Source organism: Andreprevotia sp. IGB-42 (assembly GCF_009848685.1).
In the GTDB taxonomy this organism is placed as follows: domain Bacteria; phylum Pseudomonadota; class Gammaproteobacteria; order Burkholderiales; family Chitinibacteraceae; genus Andreprevotia.
On the sequence record NZ_WXTX01000006.1, the window covers coordinates 32,372 to 53,995 of the forward strand.

21 protein-coding genes are annotated in these 21,624 nt (G+C 58.3%); 1 reads left to right on the forward strand and 20 read right to left on the reverse strand.

Annotation, left to right across the window (positions count from 1 at the left end; translation table 11 throughout):
* Nucleotides 1-37: 37 nt before the first annotated feature.
* From IGB42_RS10585 to IGB42_RS10645, 13 genes are all read right to left on the reverse strand, one after another.
* Nucleotides 38-1,633 carry a diguanylate cyclase gene (locus tag IGB42_RS10585; protein ID WP_159671246.1) on the reverse strand — a complete coding sequence of 532 codons (1,596 nt, stop codon included), beginning with the start codon at nt 1,631-1,633 and terminating at the stop codon, nt 38-40.
* The gene (locus IGB42_RS10590; protein WP_159671249.1) at nt 1,630-3,150 is read right to left on the reverse strand and encodes a hypothetical protein; all 1,521 of its coding nucleotides are present in this window, start codon (nt 3,148-3,150) and stop codon (nt 1,630-1,632) included. The genes IGB42_RS10585 and IGB42_RS10590 overlap by 4 nt, the downstream gene beginning before the upstream one ends.
* 119 nt (nt 3,151-3,269) lie before the next feature.
* Nucleotides 3,270-5,534 carry an arginine/lysine/ornithine decarboxylase gene (locus IGB42_RS10595; protein ID WP_159671252.1) on the reverse strand — a complete coding sequence of 755 codons (2,265 nt, stop codon included), beginning with the start codon at nt 5,532-5,534 and terminating at the stop codon, nt 3,270-3,272.
* A gap of 116 nt (nt 5,535-5,650) precedes the next feature.
* Nucleotides 5,651-6,280, reverse strand: coding sequence for a prepilin-type N-terminal cleavage/methylation domain-containing protein (locus IGB42_RS10600; RefSeq protein WP_159671255.1), 630 nt, complete (start codon nt 6,278-6,280; stop codon nt 5,651-5,653).
* Nucleotides 6,280-7,527, reverse strand: coding sequence for a hypothetical protein (locus tag IGB42_RS10605; protein WP_159671258.1), 1,248 nt, complete (start codon nt 7,525-7,527; stop codon nt 6,280-6,282). The genes IGB42_RS10600 and IGB42_RS10605 overlap by 1 nt, the downstream gene beginning before the upstream one ends.
* Nucleotides 7,528-7,529: 2 nt before the next feature.
* A complete protein-coding gene (locus IGB42_RS10610) occupies nt 7,530-8,213 on the reverse strand; it encodes a PilW family protein (protein ID WP_374705049.1) in 684 nt (227 codons plus the stop codon).
* Nucleotides 8,152-8,709 (reverse strand): GspH/FimT family pseudopilin, encoded by a 558-nt coding sequence (locus tag IGB42_RS10615; RefSeq protein WP_159671744.1) that lies wholly within the window; start codon nt 8,707-8,709, stop codon nt 8,152-8,154. Before IGB42_RS10615 ends, IGB42_RS10610 begins: the two co-directional genes overlap by 62 nt.
* Nucleotides 8,694-9,155 carry a type IV pilin protein gene (locus tag IGB42_RS10620; protein WP_159671264.1) on the reverse strand — a complete coding sequence of 154 codons (462 nt, stop codon included), beginning with the start codon at nt 9,153-9,155 and terminating at the stop codon, nt 8,694-8,696. Before IGB42_RS10620 ends, IGB42_RS10615 begins: the two co-directional genes overlap by 16 nt.
* Before the next feature lie 123 nt (nt 9,156-9,278).
* Nucleotides 9,279-10,253 carry an L-threonylcarbamoyladenylate synthase gene (locus IGB42_RS10625; RefSeq protein WP_159671267.1) on the reverse strand — a complete coding sequence of 325 codons (975 nt, stop codon included), beginning with the start codon at nt 10,251-10,253 and terminating at the stop codon, nt 9,279-9,281.
* Nucleotides 10,254-10,434: 181 nt separating this feature from the next.
* On the reverse strand, nt 10,435-11,103 hold the full coding sequence (locus tag IGB42_RS10630; RefSeq protein ID WP_159671270.1) for a Crp/Fnr family transcriptional regulator: 669 nt from the start codon (nt 11,101-11,103) through the stop codon (nt 10,435-10,437).
* A gap of 24 nt (nt 11,104-11,127) precedes the next feature.
* Nucleotides 11,128-11,445 carry a hypothetical protein gene (locus IGB42_RS10635; protein WP_201799901.1) on the reverse strand — a complete coding sequence of 106 codons (318 nt, stop codon included), beginning with the start codon at nt 11,443-11,445 and terminating at the stop codon, nt 11,128-11,130.
* 188 nt (nt 11,446-11,633) lie between these two features.
* Nucleotides 11,634-12,545: a Tim44 domain-containing protein gene (locus tag IGB42_RS10640; protein WP_236822545.1), complete on the reverse strand. Its 912-nt coding sequence runs from the start codon at nt 12,543-12,545 to the stop codon at nt 11,634-11,636.
* A 145-nt stretch (nt 12,546-12,690) separates the two neighbouring features.
* Complete coding sequence (locus IGB42_RS10645) at nt 12,691-13,047, reverse strand: dihydroneopterin aldolase (RefSeq protein ID WP_159671276.1); 357 nt, start codon at nt 13,045-13,047, stop codon at nt 12,691-12,693.
* A gap of 84 nt (nt 13,048-13,131) precedes the next feature.
* Between IGB42_RS10645 and plsY the strand changes: the two genes are divergently transcribed.
* Entirely contained in the window at nt 13,132-13,752 is a 621-nt protein-coding gene (gene plsY / locus IGB42_RS10650) for a glycerol-3-phosphate 1-O-acyltransferase PlsY (protein WP_374705050.1), read from the forward strand.
* Nucleotides 13,753-14,670: 918 nt separating this feature from the next.
* Here plsY and IGB42_RS10655 read toward each other — a convergent pair.
* From IGB42_RS10655 to IGB42_RS10685, 7 genes are all read right to left on the reverse strand, one after another.
* The gene (locus IGB42_RS10655) at nt 14,671-15,762 is read right to left on the reverse strand and encodes a porin (RefSeq protein WP_159671279.1); all 1,092 of its coding nucleotides are present in this window, start codon (nt 15,760-15,762) and stop codon (nt 14,671-14,673) included.
* Nucleotides 15,763-16,018: 256 nt separating this feature from the next.
* A complete protein-coding gene (gene trpC / locus IGB42_RS10660) occupies nt 16,019-16,822 on the reverse strand; it encodes an indole-3-glycerol phosphate synthase TrpC (RefSeq protein ID WP_159671751.1) in 804 nt (267 codons plus the stop codon).
* Between the two features lie 2 nt (nt 16,823-16,824).
* Complete coding sequence (gene trpD, locus IGB42_RS10665) at nt 16,825-17,853, reverse strand: anthranilate phosphoribosyltransferase (RefSeq protein WP_159671282.1); 1,029 nt, start codon at nt 17,851-17,853, stop codon at nt 16,825-16,827.
* Nucleotides 17,854-17,901: 48 nt separating this feature from the next.
* A complete protein-coding gene (locus tag IGB42_RS10670) occupies nt 17,902-18,471 on the reverse strand; it encodes an aminodeoxychorismate/anthranilate synthase component II (RefSeq protein ID WP_159671285.1) in 570 nt (189 codons plus the stop codon).
* A gap of 45 nt (nt 18,472-18,516) precedes the next feature.
* Nucleotides 18,517-19,983 carry an anthranilate synthase component I gene (trpE, locus tag IGB42_RS10675; protein WP_159671288.1) on the reverse strand — a complete coding sequence of 489 codons (1,467 nt, stop codon included), beginning with the start codon at nt 19,981-19,983 and terminating at the stop codon, nt 18,517-18,519.
* Between the two features lie 205 nt (nt 19,984-20,188).
* On the reverse strand, nt 20,189-21,331 hold the full coding sequence (locus IGB42_RS10680) for a murein transglycosylase A (RefSeq protein WP_159671291.1): 1,143 nt from the start codon (nt 21,329-21,331) through the stop codon (nt 20,189-20,191).
* The gene (locus IGB42_RS10685) at nt 21,328-21,585 is read right to left on the reverse strand and encodes a PhaM family polyhydroxyalkanoate granule multifunctional regulatory protein (RefSeq protein WP_201799902.1); all 258 of its coding nucleotides are present in this window, start codon (nt 21,583-21,585) and stop codon (nt 21,328-21,330) included. The genes IGB42_RS10680 and IGB42_RS10685 overlap by 4 nt, the downstream gene beginning before the upstream one ends.
* Nucleotides 21,586-21,624: the final 39 nt, after the last annotated feature.

Genomic DNA, 21,624 nt, shown 5'->3' on the forward strand with positions numbered 1-21,624 from the left:
TGCCATCTGCCAGCCGCTGGCGCACCCAAGCTGAGTATCAGATCAGCAGGAAATCGCCACCGGGGTCATCGCATACACGGTTACGCCCCTGCTTCTTGGCCCGGTAGAGCAGTGCATCGGCGCGGGCCAATACCCCGCGCGCGCCTTCATCGCCATGTGCGGATGCGCAGCCCACACTGGTGGTAACCGCCAGGCGCGGGGCGACTTCCGCCCAGCCATGACCGGCCACGCGGCGGCGTATCCGCTCGGCAATCGCGGTGGCTGCAGCCCCTTCGATACCCGGCAGCAGCACGCAGAACTCCTCGCCACCGTAGCGGGCGATGGTCTCACCGTTGCGGCAGCTTTCACGCAGCAATTGGCCGATCTGTGCCAGCACCCGGTCCCCCACCGCGTGGCCGTGGCTGTCGTTGATGGCCTTGAAATGATCGATATCGAGCATCAGCACTGAAAAGCCGATGCCGGCTTGCGCGGCAAGCTGGTCAAGCTGCGATTCCAGCGCACGGCGGTTGGCCACGCCGGTGAGCGCATCGGTTTCCACCTCGCGGCTGAGCGTGGACAGCACTGCCTGGTGATGGCGCAGGCGCGCCTGCAGCGCCAGGTTTTCCTGATCGCTTTGCCGCAGGTGCAAGCGGGTTTCCAGCCGTTTGGCCTGGCGCAGCGTGGAGCCGAGCAGTTGCGTTTCCTGCAGGCTGCGCAGGTTGCGCTCCACGGCGGCGTGGTAGCTGCGATGGCTGTCGAGCGCCTTGTCGAAATGGCCTTCCTGCTTGTGGTGCAGGTAAAGCGCGTACTCGGCTTTTTCGATCAGCGCGCCAGATTGCAGCTCGTAGGCAAGTTTCCGGGCGATTTCCAGCTGGCGCAGGCCCGATTGCGGCAACTGCATGGCGTGATCCAGCGCTGCCTGCGTCAGCGCGGTATGGAATTCGCTCCAGTGATGGCGGCTCTCGCGGATCAGTTGCCGCGCTTCGGTCAGTGATTGCTGTGCATCGTCCAGGTTGCCCAGGCGGATCTGCGCGGTGGCCTGGTACAGCCGGCATTCGGCTTCCAGTTGCGTGTGGCCCTGATTGGCCAGATTGCGTTGCCCCAGATGCAGGCTGGCCAATGCCTCGTTCGGCAGATCCAGGTTCAGGTAGTCGTTGGCCAGGCACACGTAAATGGCCCCCAGCGTTGCCGATGCCTGCACTGCCTGTGCGTAATCGAGCGAGCGCAGGTGGTATTGCAGTGCATTGGCATAATCCTGCGCGCCAAAGTACACCTTGCCGATGCCCAGGTGCGCTTTGACCAGCATGCCATCATCGCCGTTATCCAGCGCCACTTCCAGGCAGCTGATCCAGCGCCGCATCGCGGCGTTGATGCGGCCCAGCAGCAAATGGTGGCCGCCAGCCTCATTCAGCGCCTGCAGCAGGACATCGTGCTGCTTGAGGCGTCGTGCCCGCGGAATCAGGCGCTCCAGTTCGCCCAGCGATTCGGCAATCTGCCCCTGCCGGCCCAGCGAGATGGCGGCGACCAGCAAGGCCTCGTTCGCCAGCGCCAGCTTGCCCAGTGCATTGGCGGTTCTGGCCTCGATCAACGCGCATTCGCGCGCTGTGGCCAGTTCCTCCCGGTTGAGCAGCGCGCTGAGGATGTCGAGGCTCATGCGCGCGGCTCCCTGGCTTCGATCAGCAGGCGGCGCAATTGCGCTTCCGGGCCTTCACCGGCCTGCGCGCTGCCCCATGCCAGCGTGAGCACCGCAGGCGGTGCGCTGTCCGGCCAGCCCAGCATGGCCGGTGCCTGCTGTGCCGCAGCTGCAAAGGCTGGCGCATGCGCGAGCGCAGCGTCATCCATCAAGACCGCCAGTACCGAACCGCCAAAGCGGATGCCCTCTGCAGCGGAAAAATGCTGCTGTAGCAGCTTGCCCAGCATTTGCAGCAGCCGGTCTCCTTCCATGGGTTGCAGCTGCAGGTTGATTTCCCACAGGTTGCGTACCACCACCAGCACCATGGCCGATAACCTGGCGCCACGCAGCGGCCAGGGCTTGCCATGCTGGCGATGCCAGCTGAAACCCGTCAGCGGGTCACAGGTTTCACTGGCCTGATCGGGCAGCACCAGTTTGCTGCGTTCCTGACGCATCTTGTGCAGGTGCAATTCCATTTCCACACGGCGTGCCAGCGTGGAATCCAGAATCCGGCTGCGCTCCTGTGCATCGCGTAGCAGGCGCAGGCGTGCTTCGTGAAACAGCTCGTGCGCCGCTAGCGCGCCGGCATGGTCACCCAGCACCGCCTTGACGTCGCTGAGGCTGAGGTAAAGATTCTGCAGCAAGTAGCCGTTGTCGAAATAGCTGGCCATGCTGATGGCCTCGGCCAGCGGCGCAACGGCTGCGGCATGGCGTTCCTGGGCGATGCGCAAGCGGCCCTGCAGCTCGCAGGCACGGGTGTGCCCCCACAGCAGCCCGCCTTTGCGGCAGATGCGTACTGCGTCTGCCAGCGTGGCTTCGGCTTCATCCAGCTGTTGCCCGGCAATCTGGCAGGTGGCAAGGTATAGCCGGTAATCGCAATGGCTGGAGGAACTCCAGGCCGGGTGGGCCTGCAGCAGCGGTTGCAGCCGGTGCAGGATGCGCCAGGCCTGTTCATGCCAGCCCAGTGCGGTGAGCGCGGATAACAGGTAAAGGCCGCTCTTGCAGATGTATTCATCGTGCGCGGCGTCTTCGCTCAGGTCATAGGCATAGCGGAACGCCAGTTCGGCCCTGACCGGGGCACCTTCGATCAGGAACATGTTGCCGATGCCCAGGTAACTCTCGCACAGTTGCGGGAACAGGTTCTGCTCCCCGGCGATAGCCAAGCTTTTCAACCATGCCTGCAAGGATTTTGTCAGCTTTCCTTGCGCCAGTAACGCGGTGGCAATCTGTTGCCAGGCGCGTGCGGTGTCCACGCTGTGGCCGTGGCTTTCCAGCAGACGCAATGCGCTGCGCGCACGGCGCAGCGATTGCTCGAACTGATTGATTTCCCAATGGCTGCGCGCCTCGTCCAGCAGCGCCCGTGCTTCTGCCAGCTCGTCGCCGGCCTGTTGCGCGGACAGGCGCCGTTCGCGCGCGGCAGCCAGCGCGCTGCGGGCATTCTTCCTGTTGGCGCTATCAGTGGCCTGCGCATGCTGCAGCGCGGATTCCCAGTTGCTCACGTTGTAAGCTTCATGCTTTCGACGGCGTTGGTAAGAATGCCATCATAACGCCTAAAATAAGGGCACGCTAATAAAAAACGGCCGCACAAGGCGGCCGTTCCTGGCGTAGGGTTAAACGCTTATTCGTTTACGCAATCAACGAAGTAACGCGTTTCGCGATCTTCCTTCTCTGCCACCAGACCATGGATATAGGTCTCGAAGCCAGGGAAGCTGCGGTTGAATTCGCGTGCAAACTTCAGGTAATCCACGATGGTCTTGTTGAAGACCTCGCCCGGGATCAGCAACGGAATGCCGGGCGGGTAGGGCGTCAGCATCACCGCGGTGACACGGCCTTCCAGCTCGTCCAGCGGCACACGTTCGATCTCGCGGTGCGCCATCTTGGCAAACGCCTTGGCGGGCTTCATGGCCGGCACCAGATCGGACAGATACATTTCCGTGGTCAGGCGCGCCACGTTGTTGCGCTTGTAGATGTCGTGGATCTGCCGGCACAGGTCGGCCAGGCCGATGCGCTCGTACTGCGGGAATTGTGCAATGAATTCCGGCAGGATGCGCCACAGCGGCGCATTCTTGTCGTAATCATCCTTGAACTGCTGCAGCGCAGTCAGCATGGTGTTCCAGCGGCCCTTGGTGATGCCGATGGTGAACATGATGAAGAACGAATACAGGCCGGTTTTTTCGATCACCACGCCATGCTCGGCCAGGTACTTCGAGACGATGGCCGCAGGGATGCCGGTGGCATCGAATTCACCCTGCACGTTCAGGCCCGGGGTAAGGATGGTGGCCTTGATCGGGTCCAGCAGGTTGAAGCCTTCGGCAATGTCGCCGAAGCCATGCCAGTTTTCGCCGGCCTTCAGCATCCAGGCATCGCGGTGATCCAGGCCTTCATCGGTCAGGTCATCCGGGCCCCATACCTTGAACCACCAGTCGTTACCGTATTCTTCATCCACCTTGCGCATGGCGCGGCGGAAATCCAGCGCTTCGGTCAGGGATTCTTCCACCAGTGCGGTGCCGCCCGGCGCTTCCATCATGGCTGCAGCCACATCGCAACTGGCGATGATGGCGTACTGCGGGCTGGTGGACGTATGCATCAGATACGCTTCGTTGAAGATATCGCGGTCGAGCTTGTTCTCTTCCGCATCCTGCACCAGGATCTGCGACGCCTGCGACAGGCCGGCCAGCAATTTGTGCGTGGACTGGGTGGAGAACACCATCGATTCCTGGCAGCGAGCGCGGCCTTCGCCAATGGCGTGGTAATCACCATAGAAGTCGTGGAAGGCCGCATGCGGTAGCCAGGCTTCATCGAAATGCAGCGTTTCGATCTTGCCGTCGAGCAGGTTCTTGATTTCCTCGACGTTATACATGATGCCGTCGTAGGTGGACTGCGTGATGGTCAGCACGCGCGGCTTCACATCCGGATTGGCTTCCAGCTTTTCGCGGCAGAACGGGTTGGCCAGCATCTTCCTGCGGATGCTCTCCGGCTCGAACTCGCTGCGCGGAATCGGCCCGATAATGCCGTAGTGGTTGCGCGTGGGTGACAGGAAAATCGGTACCGCGCCGGTCATCATGATCGCGTGCAGGATGGATTTGTGGCAATTGCGGTCCACCACCACGATATCGCCCGGCGCCACGGTGGAGTGCCAGACGATCTTGTTCGAGGTAGAGGTACCATTGGTGACGAAATACAGGTGATCGGCATTGAAAATGCGTGCCGCATTGCGCTCGCTGGCTGCCACCGGGCCGGTGTGGTCCAGCAACTGGCCCAGTTCGTCCACCGAGTTGCAGACGTCGGCGCGCAGCATGTTCTCGCCAAAAAACTGATGGAACATCTGGCCGACTGGCGATTTCAGGAAGGCCACGCCACCCGAATGCCCCGGGCAGTGCCACGAGTACGAACCATCCTGCGCGTAGTTCACCAGCGCACGGAAGAACGGCGGCGCCAGGGTATCGAGGTAGCTCTTGGATTCACGGATGATGTGGCGCGCCACGAATTCGGGCGTGTCTTCATGCATGTGGATGAAGCCATGCAGCTCGCGCAGCACATCATTGGGGATATGGCGCGCGGTACGCGTTTCACCATACAGGTAGATGGGGATGTCCGGATTACGGCGGCGGATTTCCGCCACGAAGGTGCGCAAGCTGGTCAGCGCATCCTTGGTTTCCGCCGGCGAACCGCCACCGAACTCTTCATCGTCGATCGACAGGATGAACCCCGCCGCACGGCTTTGCTGTTGCGCAAACGAGGTCAGATCACCGTAGCTGGTGTAACCGATGACATCCATGCCCTCGGCCTCGATCGCCGCGGCCAGTTCACGGATGCCGGAACCACTGGTGTTCTCGGAGCGGAAGTCTTCATCGATGATGACGATGGGGAAGTAAAAGCGCATGGCAGATCTCGATCAGAACAGCGAGTAAAAGAAAAACAAGAGGGCACTATGCCCTCTTGTTTTTTGTGCCGCTTATCTTAGCGCATTCAAAACGCGCAGGGATGAACTTTGTATGATCAACAACTGCCTATGTCCGTCCAGGCTTGCTGCCACGCAGAACCAGTCCCAGGTGTGTAGTATTGGCTCTCGTTCATCTTGCACCACACACCCACTTTGCACACATATTGCCTGCCCCCATTTTTTACAGTATCGCCATCGGAATAAGCGCTGCCTTTTACGTACTGTGGGGCGGTACATACAGGTACAGGTGTAGGGCTAGGGGCACTTGTGGGCACCGCAGTAGGTGTGGCGGCACCGGCTAACTGGGCATTGACTATTTTTGTGGTCAACGCCAACTGTTGAAGCTGATTTGTAGAATCGGTCCAGCACACATACATGGATAAAAGTCTGGTGTTATCTGCTCCCGTAACAGGACTAACCGTCCACTCTCTATGCGGGCCTGTGCTAGTGCAATTGCCGGAGTCAGCACCAGTGGTCAAGGTGCTGATGTCCTGTGCACGAGCATTGTCAATAAATTGCTGAGCGCTTGCCATCGCTTTGGCACGATCGGAACTATATCTCACATTTCTGTAGAGGTTTCCATTGAATCCGGCCAATGCAAGAAGCCCGACAGATAGAATAACAACCGCAATCAGCACCTCAAGAAGTGAAAATCCTTCTTGTTTCTGTTGGACAAATGGCTGCATCAAAAATCTCTCCAGGTTCCAACGGTTAGGTTGGAGCTAACACCCGCGCCAGTAGGAACGCGTGAATATTGAACGCTTGAGTAAACCCCCAGCGAAACATTGGCTCCAACATTGCCGCCAAACGCAATGGTACCTTGCACATTGAAACTGCCGCCAAAGCTACTGGTCGCATTTCCTACAATGTAGGAAAAACCATACATCATAAACGTATTATTCGCTAAGTTCAGATCCCCTCCTATCACCAAAGTGACACCATTTGGGAATCCGAAGCCAAAGTTTGCCGTGGCTGCAGTGATGTTTACATTGCCTGTTACATATATCTGACTCAGACCGGCGGCAGTGCAGGCAGCCAATTCGACCTGAGTTGCATTGCCATTGATAAAGCAAGCCGTTTTCGTGCTTGCCTTACTTCCGGCTTCCATTTGATTCATGATATTTGTTTGTGTGGTGCCAAAGTATTTCTGAAAATGAGCTGCCTTGCCTATCGTGCCTGTTTCAAGATAGGGTGGGTCGTAATTGTCGCTTGCACCGGGCGAACATCCGCTGCTTACACAACCAATTACATGCCCCAATGTACCGGATGCCGATCCGACAGATATCCCACATGTATAGCCAGGAACACCAACTGTTTGTGCTGTAATACTTGTATTGTTTACAGCAGTCAAACTACCATTAATATCGAGTGGGCAAATGGCTCCCTGACCAATAGTGAAATTGGAAATTACAAAAGCTTGCGCATAATTGCAATTGTCAGCACATCCTTTGGATACGATTGCAAAGGTATTTGGAGAACTGGTTGTTGCAAGATACACATTGTAACTTTGCGCTATGCCCGGTACAGGTGTTGCCGCAGCATTGACCGGTGCAGCTAGATTTTCATCGATTGCTGATTTCCAGGGTTGAGAGAAATCATTCGCATAAATATTATCTGTTGAATTCAAATACCCCTTGTTGTTCAGGGTGTTTTGATAGCTGCTTTTTAGCGTCCATGTGGTGCCACTCACAGTAAAAAATGTCTGCCAGTTGGTCGCTGTATTGATTTGTCCCATGAACTGGGAAAGCCCGGATTGTGCTGCTTCCATCGCCAAGGCCTGCTTGTATTCATTGGCAGTGGATCGTTGTTCTGTAATAACGGATCTATTGGTATACAGCGTCATCAGGCCAAGTATGACAAGCATGATCACCGCTATGAATATAGTGACTGCGCCTTGCTGTTGTGCTGGTGTGGCACTGAAATTTTTAGCCATACTCATGTCCCGGTGGTGGCAGCGCTTACGATTGGCGCGTTTTGCAACACAATACGTAAGTTCAAGGGGAGCGAAACAGTGGGGTCATTTTTGAGTTGCCCCGTTATGCTGATTGATAGACTGGGTCTGTTCCCCGTTGTTTCTACAACTGAAAAATTGGTCACTTGCACATTCGTTGCCGATGTAACTTCAGTCCAATTGGCACTAACCTGACATGTATTGTCTGCCCCGGCTGTTTTCATATACAGCTTTCCATCGGCGTTCAAGATAAATCCGCTGTTTCGCAAATTGCCTTGTTCATTGACGTAGCGATAAATTACGCAGTTATTATTGGTTGCTGAGGCAGTTGCTTTGCCTATCCATAGCGTACTCACCACCGCTTGATTGGAGTTTCCAGGGGGCGCATATCCCGCCCGGCGCAAATCGCGCTGGATCAATACCGCGGTGCTTCTGATATCCTGTTGCAACTTGCTTTGCGCGAGCATGGATTTGCTGGTTGTCAGTGTGCTTAGAAAATACGAAAAAGCTGCTCCGATAATAAGCAAGCCCAAGGCCAGGGCGATCATTATTTCTATCAGAGAAACGCCTGCTTGGCGAATTGGACCTGATCGGGGTCGTGATATTTTAGCAAGCATCCGGATAGCCTCGCATTTTTGTGCTGCCGGCAGGTGAGCTAATGCATACATTGCCAATGATATTCATTTTCAAAATGGCTTTATTGTTTGCATTACTAATGCTCAGATTCTGCGCTGACGTCAGCGTGCCCGACGTATTAAGCGGCAACCCGCGTGAGGCATCAAACATGATGGCGTTGAATTGACCGGTGTCTGCCAATAAAGTGATTCCTGGCCAATCGCCGACCCGTTTTAAATCGCAATAATTACTTGCACTTGTATCTGTTACGGTGCAATTACAACTGGTTGCCTTGTTCGAGAATCCATAGCAACTGCTACGTACATCGAGTCTGACTGTTTGGTTTAGGCGGATAGCCTCGTTGCGTGCCAGAATCAAGTCTTGAGCGAGGTTTTCTGCAACGCCTTTTGTACGAGTGGCGGAAACAAAGCTCAACAGGTTTGGCGCTGCAATTGCGATCGCAATCGAAATTATTGCAACCGTAATCATGAGTTCCACAAGCGTGAAACCCGCAAGATTATTCTTGTATTCCATCATTTGCTCACGCATGTTTTGTTCGTGCCAGACGCATCGTCATAGATATTGCTATTTGCGTTGCTGACAACCAGACGTAATGTCCGGCATGCACTAACATCTTTGTCTTGGGAGTCAAGCGCTACCGCGGTTGCCACGTATGCAGTCGCTGTCTGCCCAGACAGCGTCACACAATAATAGCCATTGGAAGATTTTACCCCCGCATTGCTGTTGCAATTTCCGGTGAGACCCAAGTCGGCAACCGTAGCGGTATAGCTGGTTGCATTGGCACGAAGTTTTTCTTGCGCTTGCTGGATCTGGTTCAGCAAGACAAACGCGTCACTCCGCCTGCTTTTCTTCACATAGCTCTGGTAGGCCGGAATAGCGATGGCTGCCAGAATTCCCACGATTGCCACCGTGATCAGCAGCTCAATCAACGTAAACCCGGCCACTTTCTTGTTATTCAGTGAATGCTTATACATGCTGTAACCTCTCTGGACGGGCTGATGGTAGGGGGCTTGGCGGGGTTGGGCAATACCAGTTAGCCGGGTTTCGAGGAACGGTAGAAACCGCCGGACAGCCGGTAAGCCGGTGTTGCATACCGGCTAGTCTGCAATTTTTCCATGCGCGGCGCGCGTTACGCGGTCCTGGATCGCCAGCCACTCCGCAGCCTGCGGTGCGGCTTCCAGCAACAATTCATCAAAACCCAGGCGGTCAAACCGACGCAAGGTAGCGTACAGCTGTCGGGCGTAGTCAACCGGGTCATCAGGCAGTTGTTGGCGTGGCAGATCCGGGTAATGATCGGGCCAGATGCCGTGAAACAGTAATACCACTTTCTTACCGTTCTGCTGTTTTTCCAGCATGGCTGTCAGCAAATCCGGCAGTTTTCCGGTAATCAGCGGCGTACGTGGGGAGTAATGGCTATCCAGTAAACCGGATGCCCTTACACCCGCAGTGCTGGCCTTGCTGTGATGCTCCAGCTTGATACCCAACAGCGCTTCGATCTCTTCGCGCGCTATGCCGCCCGGCCGCAGCAGCTTGGGGGTGCCATCGATCAGGCTGACGATGGTGGATTCGACACCCACATCGCATGGCCCGCCGTCCAGCACCAGCGCCAGGCCGTCACCGAATTCGTCGATCACATGTTGCGCCGTAGTGGGGCTGACATGGCCAAAGCGGTTGGCTGATGGTGCGGCCAGGCCGCCGCCAAAACGTTGCAGCAGTTCTTGGGTGAGCGGATGTGCCGGCGCGCGCAAGCCCACGGTATTCTGCCCGCCGGTTACGGCATCCGGTACGTGTGGCAGGCGTTTCAGGATCAGCGTGAGCGGGCCAGGCCAGAACGCTTCGGCCAATTGCCACGCGGCAGCGGGGATATCCATGGCCCATGCGCTGAGCTGGGCGCTGCCGGCAATGTGCACGATCACCGGGTGGTCAGCGGGCCGGCCTTTCAGGGCGAAAATTTTCGCCACTGCCGCAGGGTTGCTGGCATCTGCGGCCAGGCCGTAAACGGTTTCGGTGGGGATGCCGACAAGCTCGCCGGCGGTGAGCAGGGCGAGTGCTTGGTCTAGGGGCGCGGGCATTGTAAAGAAATATTGCTGGTAAAACAGGAGTATAGCGCGCGGGCGGCCAGTGCTGGAATGACTAACTTACGAAATGGGCGGTATAGCCGCCATTGCGTCGTGATCTTGAGGTGATCCAGGTGTGAAAATCCCGCCCAGGCTGACAGGCCGGGGCGGGAATGGTCGTGCCGCTTGCCTGAAATCAGAAACGTTCAGGCAGCTTCTGCAGGATGATGATCTGCTTGTTTTCCAGCTTTACATAGCCGCCGAATACCAGTTCCTTCAGGATGCGGGCAATCATCTCGCGCGAGGAACCCACGCGGTCGGCAATGGCTTGCTGGGTGAGCGATTCGCTGATGATCCAGTGATCTTCATGCTCCACGCAGATGCTCTCGAACAACGCACGCACGCGGCCGTATACATCCAGCAGCGCCAGGTTTTTCACTGTCAGCGACAATTGCCGCACCATGCGCGCCAGGTTGAGGATGACCTTGTCCTTGAGGGCAGGGTAGGCGTTCATCGCAGTGTGGAAATCAGCCTTGTTGAACATCAGGAAGGTAGAGTCTTCGTCCACCTGCACCGACCAGCCACGTGGCTCATCGTCGATCAGCGACAGTTCGCCGAATACATCACCCGGCTCGCCGATCAGGAAAACGAATTCCTTGCCCTGGTTGTCACTGGCGAAAGAGCGTGTGCGTCCTTCCAGCAACAGGTACATGGCTTCGCCCGGATCGCTTTCGCGAAACAGGAAAGAGCCCTTGGGCAACTGGCGGCGGATGGCCGCTTCAAGGATGACGTCCAAGTCTTCGGAAGAGAAGTCTTCGAATACCGGCAGGCCGGTAAGGAAGGTTTTGGTTGCTTGTGCTTCCATGCAGCATGTGTCCTTTAGATGTTGTTATTCCGTGCCGTGCGCGGGCTTGTCTGTTTTTTCCGGCGCCGTGGATGCATCGTCCGTGCCTTCGTCGGCGTTGTCCGCCGCCGAGGCAATATTGGCAGCCGGTTGTTTGTTATTGCTTGCATCTGCAGGCTGATCTGCGGGTGGCGGCACCACATCGATCTTTTTCTGCAGCATGTATTCGTTCATTTCCTTCCAGCCAGCAAAAATATCCGCCTTGGCTATGCGCGGGTTGCGCCGATAGCAATCTTCCAGCGCGCGGCCGCTATGGCGGCAGGCAGCGCCGATGGCTTTGCCATTGGCTTTCTGCTTGTTCATGATCTCCATGACCTGATCACAGCCACTGAGTACGAACACAGCCAATATGGGGGCAATACAGCGGAATAAAAGTGCTGGTGCTTTCTGCATGGCCTTGGCGTCAATGTAAATTGTCAGTGTTTGGATTGTAAGCGAAAAAACGGCCCGTCGCGTATTGCGTACGGGCCGTATTGTTTCAAACAGTATGATCAGGATTGCTGGATGCCTGCCAGCAACCAGCGCGGGTCATCGGCACGTGGTTTGACGAAGTGCCACACTTCTTCAAACGGTACTGCCGGCGCATTCAGCGATTCGCTCACGCGGCCGCGGAAGCGTGCGCTGGCATACAGCTGGCCGTTATCGGTGCCTGTATCAGCCAGCTCCACATTCAGCTCGGGGAATTCGGCCAGATCCTGGTTGCCGCCGATATCCGCCTTCAGTTCTTCGAACAGTGCCGGGGTCAGGTACTTGCGCAGCTCCTCCAGTTGCTCCGGGCTGTTCATGGCCTGCATGTGCAGGAAGCTGGCACGGGCCTGGCGCAGGAAGGCGGCCGATTCGGTACCATCCGGCAGGCGGCCATTGCTCACTGCCACCGGGGCTGCAGCGCTGGTGGCGCCTTCGCCCATGCGGAACACCCGGTTGGCTTGCGGCGGCTGGTTGCTTTGCCAGTTGGCAGCGCCAGCAGGGACCGCATGTGCATAGCCACCAGCCTGCGGCTGTTGTGCGTTGCGGCGGCGCATCCACATCACACCGCCAATGGTCAGCGCGCCCAGCAGCAGCATCCAGCCCCACGGGAAGCTCGATTCACCTTGTGCGGCGCCGGATGCGTTGGCCGATTTGCCCATCATGTATCCGGCAACACCGCCCACGGCAGCACCGGCAGCTGCGCCGGCCAATGCGGTACCCACGCCACTTTTTTGTGGCTGCTGGGCGGGTGCCTGCTGCGGTGCGGGCGCGGCTTGTTGTTGTGCCGGTGCTGCGTTGCGGGGCATTGAGCGCTGCGAGCCGGTGGAACGGCCGCCGCCCAGCCGTTTGGCTTCTGCCAGCGGGCTGAGGATCAGCGTGGTGGTAATCAGGACGGCAAGCAAGCGGTTGCCGGTGGCAGCCATGCGGACGGACATTCGTGATCTTCCTTTGATGTAATGAGCCGGACATCAGTCCGGCCATGCAAGCCCGCTTCCCCCACGCGCAAAAGCGCAGCGGTGGATCGGGTACACGGTATTAGTGGTGGCAACCGTGCAGAAGTTCAACGCAACGGCATAAAACTCAGCTGCGTACGCCGCGCTCGATGGTGACGCCAACGCGGCCCACCTCGTGCAGGATACCCAGCTTGGTGACGGAGACCTTGGCCCACGGCGCAGCGAAGTCATCGATGATGATGTGCGCGATATGCTCCGCCAGTGCTTCCAGCAGCAGGAAGTGCTGTTCGGCCATGCTGGCGCGCAGCGTATTGACCACGCGGTCGTAGTCGATGGTATCGGTGAGGTTGTCCGATACGCCGGCACGGTTGGAGGGCAAGCCGATTTCCAGATCGAGCTCGACCACCTGTGGCGCAAGGCGCTCCCAGTCATACCAGCCGATCAGGGTTTTGGCGCGAACGCCGTGCAGATAGATGAGGTCCATAGTGGGATGCGCCGGTGGATCGCTCCATGCGCGGGCGCTTTGCCTTAGAATGCTAGGCTGATCATTTTACGGGATACACCCATGCTGTTTACAAGCGCTGGCGTAATGGTTTTCATCGGGGCATACCTGCTTGGGTCATTATCGTTCGCCGTAATCGTATCGCGCTGGATGGGCATGGAGGATCCACGTGGCTATGGTTCGGGCAACCCGGGCGCCACCAACGTGCTGCGCACCGGCAACCGCAAGGCTGCGGCGCTGACGCTGGCTGGCGATGCCATCAAGGGCTGGCTGGCGGTGTTCCTGGCGCAATGCATTGCGCGGCAGCTCGGGTTGGGGCATGAGGTGATCGCCGGTGCCGCACTGGCTGTCACGCTGGGCCACATGTGGCCGGTGTTTTTCGGTTTCAAGGGCGGCAAGGGCGTCGCCACCGCCGCAGGGATCCTGCTGGCGCTGGATTGGCGGCTGGGCCTTGGCTTGCTGGCCATCTGGCTGGTGCTGGCCAAGGGCTTCAAGATATCCTCGCTGGCCGCATTGCTGGCTGCGCTGGCCGCACCGATCCTGACCTGGTATCTGCTGCCGCAGCCGGTTTACTTGTATGTGGTGATTATCATTGCGGTCTTGCTGATTGCACGCCACCACCAGAATATCCGTGGGCTGTTTGCAGGGAAAGAAAGCAAGATTGGTGGCAAGGCAGAGTCGCAGTAAAAAATGCGTAGTGTTGTTGCCGCAGGTAGCCGCTGCTGCGCTGATTCGGCTCACACATCGTGCTGTGCGCACCGGTTTTTCCGGCGCTCAGCCCCCTTGTAGCTGATTGATGCGGATGACAGCCGAAATGGGCAAATCAGCAGAAGTCCGATTTGAATCAGCTGCCCGAAGCGGGCCCAGTGCATTGTTCGCACAATGCCCGGGCCATTCGACGCCTGAACAGGACGCATTTTTGCAAATCCGGATTTCGGAACTTGGATCAGAGCGTCAGACCGTCGCCCGGATTGCCGGCATGTAATACAGCGGTTGATCCATTTGCGGGTTCCGGATTCAACCAGAAACCACTGCTACGTGGGTTTCGGTTCTCCTATCAAAGTGCCAGGCAAGGCCGTCTTGGTGACGTCCTTATGGCTGCAGCTGCGATCTTAGTACGATAGAGCGCGCGTGGCCGGTGTTTGATTCGATACCAAAGGGACGATCAGTGCTGATGCGCACCAATGCACGACCATCCTCAGTCAGCCATTCTGACTCGATTTCGCAAGCAATGGCGCCCGGCTGGGGGTAGTGGCTATCTGACCAGAGATGGATTCCGGTGACGACAGGTATCTTTTCGACGAAAACATGCTGTTGTCCCGTCGCGTCGTCCCGTCGCGTCAATCAGCACGCATGCGACGAACCCCGGCTGATGCGGGTCAACAAAGTGCGGAATTTCTACAGCAACGGAAGGCATGCTTGTAGCGCTCGTTGAATGGCATTCAATGATGAATCAAATGCCTGCTTTCATGGATGAAGGGCTCGCCTCATGTGTGATGCGTTGTGATGGAGCCTTCGCGCACCGGGCGCAGATCACTTCGCAGCAAACAGAAAAACCCCGGCTTGCGCCGGGGTTTCCTGTTGCAGCACTACCAAGCGGTAAGCTTAGAAGTCGCTACGTACGCCTAGGGACAGAATCTTCAGATCCTGGCCGTTAACCAGCGAAAGCTCCGGGCCTTCGGTGGTGAACTTGGCGTTCTTGTCGTTTTCCAGCTGTGCATAGGTCAGGTAGATACGCGATTGCTTGCTCAGGCTGTACTGGCCGCCGATCACGTATTGCGAAGCGCCGGTGTCGCTCAGGCCATCCACGTCACCTGCGTTCAGGTAAGCGCCGTGCACGGTGAACTTGCCAACCTTGTACAGTGCGCCCAGCGCGAAGCTGTCCTGGTCGCGGCTCAGCTTGCCGGTATCCCATTCAACGTGTTCCCACGCTGCGGACAGGGTCACGCCCGAGAACTTCACGGTACCGCCCAGTTGTGTACCCTGGGTGGTGGTGCCTGTAGCGGTTGCCGAAGCGTGGTCCTTGCTCAGCGAGACCGAACCGAAGCTGATCTTGCGATCGCTGGCGTTGGCGTAAGCACCACCAACGCTGAATGTGTCATTGCTGTACGACGCAGTGATTGCGCCGGTGGTTGCATTGACCGAATCATCCTTGCCGGAATCCAGGTCATAGCTGGCGCGAACGCGGAAACCGCCCCAGTTCGGGCTGTCGTACGAAATGATCTGGTCTTGACGATCACCCAGGCGACGGATGATGCGTTTGCCACCAAGGTAACCGGAGTCGTCGTTCAGCTCGCCGTCCAGCGCCTGGATGTAGTCAGCCGAAGCCAGCTTGTAGGCGTTGTCGTTCTTGCCGAAGCGCAGCAGGCCCAGCGAATCGGACTTGTAGCCGATGAAGGTGTTGCGAGTGCCCCACAGGCCGGTGCTGCCACCAACGCCGATGTTGAAGCCGTTTTCGATCTGCCACACCAGGGTGCCACCGTCATCCAGCTTGTCTTCACCCTTGAAGGTGATACGCGACGATTGGTCGGCGATACGGAACTTGTCGACGTTCTTGCTGGCATCTGCTTTTGCAGTTGCATCAGTGATATCGATGTAGTCGAGCGCGGTACGGATGCTACCGGTGATCGTGACATCGGCCAGTGCCACTGGCGCTACAAAAGCGGCTGCCACGGCAGCGGCGATCAACTTCTTCATTTAATTCTCCTAAGCGTCGGAATTTCAGGGGATGTAACCACCTGATTTAATCTGCTGATGGTTTCCTACCAACAGCCTTACCATCCAGGGTGACCGGATTGGCAAAACAGCTGAGCTGCGCACGTACTGAAATGTGGCAACCATTCATCTACATCACGAACGGTAGTGTAAGCAGCTGTGGTGACGGAAATATTACAGATTCCGGGCTAATCTCCGCTAGGAATATTAAATTATCTAAATAACGTCTTTGGTTATTTTACTTTGGGTAAATTGTTGAAAATAGTGCAGAAAGTGCCTCTCCCGGTGCTTTTTGGCGCATGAATGCCTCGCCAACCAGATAGGTATGCACATTACTTTGTTGCATTAACGCAACATCGCTAGCGGCGAGGATGCCGCTTTCGGTGACTGTAATGCGATCGGCGGGGATGCTTGGCAGCAATGCCAGCGTGGTATCGAGCGTTACTTCGAAGGTCCGCAGGTTGCGGTTGTTGATGCCGACCAGCGGCGTGGTCAGTTGCAACGCCGCATCCAGTTCTTCGCCGTTGTGCACTTCCACCAGCACCGCCATGCCAAGACCGTGTGCAATGGCTTCGAAATCCTTCATCTCCGCCACGCCCAATTCGGCGGCGATCAGCAAGATGCAATCTGCCCCCCAGGCGCGTGCTTCAAACAGCTGGTACTCATCAACCATGAAGTCCTTGCGCAGTACCGGCAGCGCGCACGCTGCGCGGGCGGCTTTCAGGTAGGCCTCGTGGCCCTGGAAATACTGTACATCGGTCAGGACGGAGAGGCAGGCTGCGCCATGCGCCGCATAGTCAGCTGCATGCTCGGCCGGGTTGAAATCCGCGCGGATCACGCCCTTGGAGGGGCTGGCTTTCTTGATCTCGGCAATCACGCCTGCTTGCTGTGCTGCGTGCCTGGCGCGGATGGCGCCAACAAAATCACGCAGATCGCTATTGGCTTCTGCCTGGGCGCGTACTTCGGCCAGCGGCAGTGCCTTTTTCGCTACTGCTACTTCTTCACGCTTGGTGGCCCAGATTTTCTTGAGGATGTCGGACATGGTCATTTCGCAAACTGTTGGGTGAATCGGACCAGCGCATCCAGCTTGGCGCGCGCGGCACCGCTGGCCAGCGCTTCGTGCGCGGCATTGATGCCGTCTTCCAGGCTCACGGCCTTGTTGGCGGCATAGATGGCCGCACCGGCATTGAGCAGCACGATATCGCGGCACGGGCCGGCGGCGCCCGCCAGCACGGCTTCGATGATGGCTTTCGATTCTGCGGCACTGCCGGCATGCAATGCCTTGATATCGCAGAACTCGAAGCCCAGATCGCGCGGGTCGATCTCGTATTCGTTGATCTCGCCGTCCTTGAGCTCGGCCACCAGGGTTTTGTCCATCAGGCTGATTTCATCCAGGCCATCCTTGCCGTGCACGATCAGCACATGCTTGCTGCCCAACTGGCGCAGCACGCGGGCCTGGATGCCCACCAGATCAGGGTGGAACACGCCCATCACCTGGTTTTCCGCGCTGGCCGGGTTGGTCAGCGGGCCGAGGATATTGAAGATGGTACGCACGCCCAGTTCGCGGCGGATGGGGGCTACGTATTTCATTGCCGGGTGGTGATTCACCGCAAACATGAAGCCGAGGCCGATTTCATCGATGCATGCACCAGCCTGCTCCGGGCTGAGGTTGAGGTTCACGCCCAGTGCTTCCAGTACATCCGCGCTGCCGGAGCTGGACGATACCGAGCGGCCGCCATGCTTGGCCACCTTCACGCCGGCCGCTGCCGCCACGAAGGCTGAACAGGTGGAGATATTGAAGGTATGCGCGCCATCGCCGCCGGTACCGCAGGTGTCCACCAGATAGCTGCGATCCTGCACATGCACCTTGGTGGAAAACTCGCGCATCACCGTCGCCGATGCAGCAATTTCCGATACGCTTTCCACCTTGGTGCGCAGGCCCATCAGCAGTGCCGCGGTCTGCACCGGCGTCATTTCGCCGGACATGATCTGCCGCATCAGGTGCAGCATTTCGTCGTAGAACAATTCGTTGTTGTCGATCAGCCGGTTAAGGGCTGTCTGGATGGTAATCATGGGCTAGCTCCAAACAAAAGCGCCGGGCGAACCGGCGCTTTGCAGCAATCAGGCGAATTCTTTGAGGAAATTGTCGAGCATCTGGTGGCCGTGCTCGGTCAGGATCGATTCGGGGTGGAATTGCACGCCCTCGATCGGCAGCGTCTTGTGGCGCACGCCCATGATCTCGCCATCCGCCGTCCACGCGGTGACTTCCAGGCCATCGGGCTTGCTGGCGCGCTCGATCGCCAGCGAGTGATAGCGGGTCACCGTGAACGGGGAGGGCAGATCCTTGAATACGCCCACGCCGGTATGCTCGATCGGCGATACCTTGCCATGCATCAGCGTCTGCGCATGCACGATCTTGCCGCCGAATGCCTGGCCAATGGCCTGGTGGCCAAGGCAAACGCCAAGAATCGGCAGCTTGCCGGCAAAGTGCTGGATGGCCGCAACCGAAATACCCGCTTCGTTGGGCGAACACGGGCCGGGGGACACCACCAGATACTTGGGCTTGAGTGCCCCGATCTGCTCCAGCGTGATCTCGTCGTTGCGATACACGTGCACGTCCTGGCCCAGCTCACCGAAATACTGGACGAGGTTATAAGTAAAGGAGTCGAAATTGTCGATCATCAAAAGCATGGCAGTTTTCCTTGTGTCTGTCTGAAAGGGCGGGCCTGTGGCCGCTCAATCCAGACCGGCTTGAACCAGTTCGGCGGCGCGCAGCACGGCGCGGGCTTTGTTCAGGGTTTCCTGCCATTCGCTTTCCGGTACCGAATCGGCAACGATGCCGGCACCTGCTTGCATATATAAAGTGTTGTTCTTCACCACTGCGGTGCGCAGTGCAATGGCCACGTCCATGTCGCCATTGAAGCCCAGGTAGCCCACCGCGCCGGAATACACGCCGCGCTTGGTCGGCTCCAGCTCGTCGATGATTTCCATCGCGCGCACTTTGGGCGCGCCCGATACCGTTCCGGCCGGGAAGGTGGCCTTCAGCACGTCGATGGCGCTTTGCCCCGGGCGCAACTGCCCTTCCACGCTGGAAACGATGTGCATCACATGCGAATAGCGCTCGATGGTCATGCGGTCGACCAGCTTGACCGAGCCGGTGGTGGACACACGGCCCGCATCATTGCGGCCCAGATCGATCAGCATCACGTGCTCGGCAATTTCTTTTTCATCGGCCAGCAATTCCACTGCCAATGCTTCATCCAGCTCGCGCGTCTTGCCGCGCGGGCGGGTGCCGGCAATCGGCCGCACCGTCACGGTTTCGCCTTCCAGCCGCACCAGGATTTCCGGCGAGGCGCCGACGATATGCATATCGCCGAAATGATAGAAGAACATGTACGGCGACGGATTGATGCTGCGCAGCGCGCGGTACAACGACAACGGCGATTCGGTGAACGGTGCCGACATGCGTTGCGACAGCACCACCTGCATCACATCGCCATCGCGGATGTAATCCTTGGATTTGAGCACTGCTTCCTTGAATGCCTGCTCGCCAAATTCGGATGTCGGCGTGCCGACCGTTTCGGCTGGCCCCTGCAACGGCAGCGCCGCCGGCTCGCGCAGCTTCATGCGCAATGCAAACAGCCGCTCTTCCGCCTGGCCATAGGCATTGTCTGCGGTCGGGTCGGCATACACCACCAGGTAAAGCTTGCCGGACAGGTTGTCGACGACAACGATTTCCTCGGACAGCAGCAACTGGATATCCGGTGCGCCGATCGGGTCCGGCTTGTGGCTGCCAGCCAGCTTTTTCTCGATATAGCCGATGGTTTCATAGCCGAAATAGCCGACCAGACCGCCCAGGAAGCGCGGCAGGCCGGTATTGGGCGGTGCCTTGTAACGGGCCTGGAACGCGGCGATGAAGTCGAGCGGGTTGGCATCGCTGCGCTCGATCACCTGATCGTCGTGGATCACTTCGGTGTGCTGGCCAACCACCTTGAGACGGGTGCGGGCCGGCAGGCCGATGAACGAGTAGCGACCGAAGCGCTCGCCACCGACGACCGATTCCAGCAGATAGGAATACGGGCGGTTGGCCAGCTTCAGGTAAACGGAAAGGGGGGTATCGAGGTCCGCAAACAGCTCGAGAATGAGCGGAACGCGGTTATAGCCCTGCTGTGCCAGGGCGGCGAATTCGTCGCGCGAGATCATGGTGACTCCAAAAACGTGGTCAATGCGAAAAGGTCAGGCTGCGGTATGGGTTACCAGCGACGCCATCGCCATTCGAGCCAGATTTCTTTGGAGTGAAACGCCATGATGGTCAGAAAACGCTTTTGATTGGGGAAGTAACGGCTATTTTTGCCGAATTGGCGAAGCCAGGTCAACCAGCCCCGCCAATTTGGCAGTCAATTGATGCTTATTGTGCACCTGGCAGTGCTTCGCCCTTGGGCCACAACAGCCACAGCTTGCCGCGCTGCTTCATCTTGCCGGCAAGTTCGCCGGCGGCATTGCCCTTGCCGAAGAAGAAGTCGGCGCGCACCTGGCCGGTGATGGCGCCACCGGTATCCTGCGCTGCGGCCAGCCGGTTGAGCGTTGCGCCGTCCGGTGTGGTGGTGCCGATCAATACCGGGCTGCCGGCGGGCACATGCTTCAAGTCCACCGCCAGGCTGTAGCCGGGCGTGAGCGGCACGCCCATGGAGCCCGGCGGGCCATCATTGCTGGCCGGCAGGGTGCGGAAAAACACGTAGCTGGGGTTGCTGGCCAGCAGCTCCGGCATGCGAGCCGGGTGGGCCTCGGCCCACGCACGGATGCTTTGCATGCTCACCTCGGCAGCCTTGAGTTCGTTCTGCGCGATCAGCCATTTGCCGATCGCACTGTATGGATGGCCGTTCTGATCCGCGTAACCCAGCCGCAATTCGCTGCCGTCCGCCAGTTTGACGCGGCCCGAACCTTGTATTTGCAGGAATTGCAGATCCATCGGGCTTTCCAGCCAGGCCAGCATCGGTGCATTCAGGCCAGCGTTGCCGATCTCTGCCGCGCTGGGGTAGGGCAGCAGTTTTTTCCCTTCCAGCCGGCCGCGCACGCGCTTGCCCTGCAGCTCCGGGTAGAGGCTGCCCAGCTCGACGGTAATCAGGTCCGGCGGCACGCCATACACCGGCACCGTGGCGCTGGCCGTGCGGGTGAGGGAGCCCGGATAGACCGGTTCGTAATAACCGGTGATCAAGCCTTGATCGGTACCATCCGGGTTGCGCAGCGTTAGCGGTACCAGCCGCTGCTGCATGAAGGCGCGCGCGCTGGCGGTATCTTGCGGCAGTTTTTTTGCATCCGTGCACACGCTGGCCCAGCGCGGCTGCTTGCCCAGCACACCGCAACCTTTTAGCCAGGCGTTGAAGCCGGCCAGCCAGTCTGCATCGCTGACCATGGGTAGCGCATTCCAGTCCGTTTGCGTATAGCGGGGCACGGTTTTGGGCTCACCCGGCTTCCCCACCACCTGCGCTGGCGGGGTGGTACACGCTGTTAATGCCAGCAGTGCCGCTACCGCAACAACAAGCCGCTTCATTCACCACCGCCTTGCTTGGGGTCCAGCCCCTGTTTGAACGCAGCCAGCCCGGCCTTCTGCAGTTCCAGCGTCTGCACCGTCATCTGCAGCATGCCTACCTGCATTTGTAGCCATTGCTCGACAGTTCTCAGCTCGGCGATCTTGCGATCGATTTCTTCTGCGGTCAGCGGCGGCATGAACGGGTTGGGTGTGCCGCTGCCCGGCTTCATGAACTGGGCGAAAAAAGCGAACGGATCGGTGGGGGCATCGGCCATGATGGTTCTCCGTGAGTTGGGCTGATTGTAGCAGCGCAA

Bases quoted from the DNA above. Each gene is read 5' to 3' on its own strand.
- IGB42_RS10585 (WP_159671246.1), bottom strand. From the start codon at position 1,633: ATGAGCCTCGACATCCTCAGCGCGCTGCTCAACCGGGAGGAACTGGCC.
- IGB42_RS10595 (WP_159671252.1), bottom strand. From the start codon at position 5,534: ATGCGCTTTTACTTCCCCATCGTCATCATCGATGAAGACTTCCGCTCC.
- IGB42_RS10600 (WP_159671255.1), bottom strand. From the start codon at position 6,280: ATGCAGCCATTTGTCCAACAGAAACAAGAAGGATTTTCACTTCTTGAG.
- IGB42_RS10605 (WP_159671258.1), bottom strand. From the start codon at position 7,527: ATGGCTAAAAATTTCAGTGCCACACCAGCACAACAGCAAGGCGCAGTC.
- IGB42_RS10610 (WP_374705049.1), bottom strand. From the start codon at position 8,213: ATGTATGCATTAGCTCACCTGCCGGCAGCACAAAAATGCGAGGCTATC.
- IGB42_RS10615 (WP_159671744.1), bottom strand. From the start codon at position 8,709: ATGCGTGAGCAAATGATGGAATACAAGAATAATCTTGCGGGTTTCACG.
- IGB42_RS10620 (WP_159671264.1), bottom strand. From the start codon at position 9,155: ATGTATAAGCATTCACTGAATAACAAGAAAGTGGCCGGGTTTACGTTG.
- IGB42_RS10625 (WP_159671267.1), bottom strand. From the start codon at position 10,253: ATGCCCGCGCCCCTAGACCAAGCACTCGCCCTGCTCACCGCCGGCGAG.
- IGB42_RS10630 (WP_159671270.1), bottom strand. From the start codon at position 11,103: ATGGAAGCACAAGCAACCAAAACCTTCCTTACCGGCCTGCCGGTATTC.
- IGB42_RS10635 (WP_201799901.1), bottom strand. From the start codon at position 11,445: ATGAACAAGCAGAAAGCCAATGGCAAAGCCATCGGCGCTGCCTGCCGC.
- IGB42_RS10640 (WP_236822545.1), bottom strand. From the start codon at position 12,545: ATGTCCGTCCGCATGGCTGCCACCGGCAACCGCTTGCTTGCCGTCCTG.
- IGB42_RS10645 (WP_159671276.1), bottom strand. From the start codon at position 13,047: ATGGACCTCATCTATCTGCACGGCGTTCGCGCCAAAACCCTGATCGGC.
- IGB42_RS10655 (WP_159671279.1), bottom strand. From the start codon at position 15,762: ATGAAGAAGTTGATCGCCGCTGCCGTGGCAGCCGCTTTTGTAGCGCCA.
- trpC (WP_159671751.1), bottom strand. From the start codon at position 16,822: ATGTCCGACATCCTCAAGAAAATCTGGGCCACCAAGCGTGAAGAAGTA.
- trpD (WP_159671282.1), bottom strand. From the start codon at position 17,853: ATGATTACCATCCAGACAGCCCTTAACCGGCTGATCGACAACAACGAA.
- IGB42_RS10670 (WP_159671285.1), bottom strand. From the start codon at position 18,471: ATGCTTTTGATGATCGACAATTTCGACTCCTTTACTTATAACCTCGTC.
- trpE (WP_159671288.1), bottom strand. From the start codon at position 19,983: ATGATCTCGCGCGACGAATTCGCCGCCCTGGCACAGCAGGGCTATAAC.
- IGB42_RS10680 (WP_159671291.1), bottom strand. From the start codon at position 21,331: ATGAAGCGGCTTGTTGTTGCGGTAGCGGCACTGCTGGCATTAACAGCG.
- IGB42_RS10685 (WP_201799902.1), bottom strand. From the start codon at position 21,585: ATGGCCGATGCCCCCACCGATCCGTTCGCTTTTTTCGCCCAGTTCATG.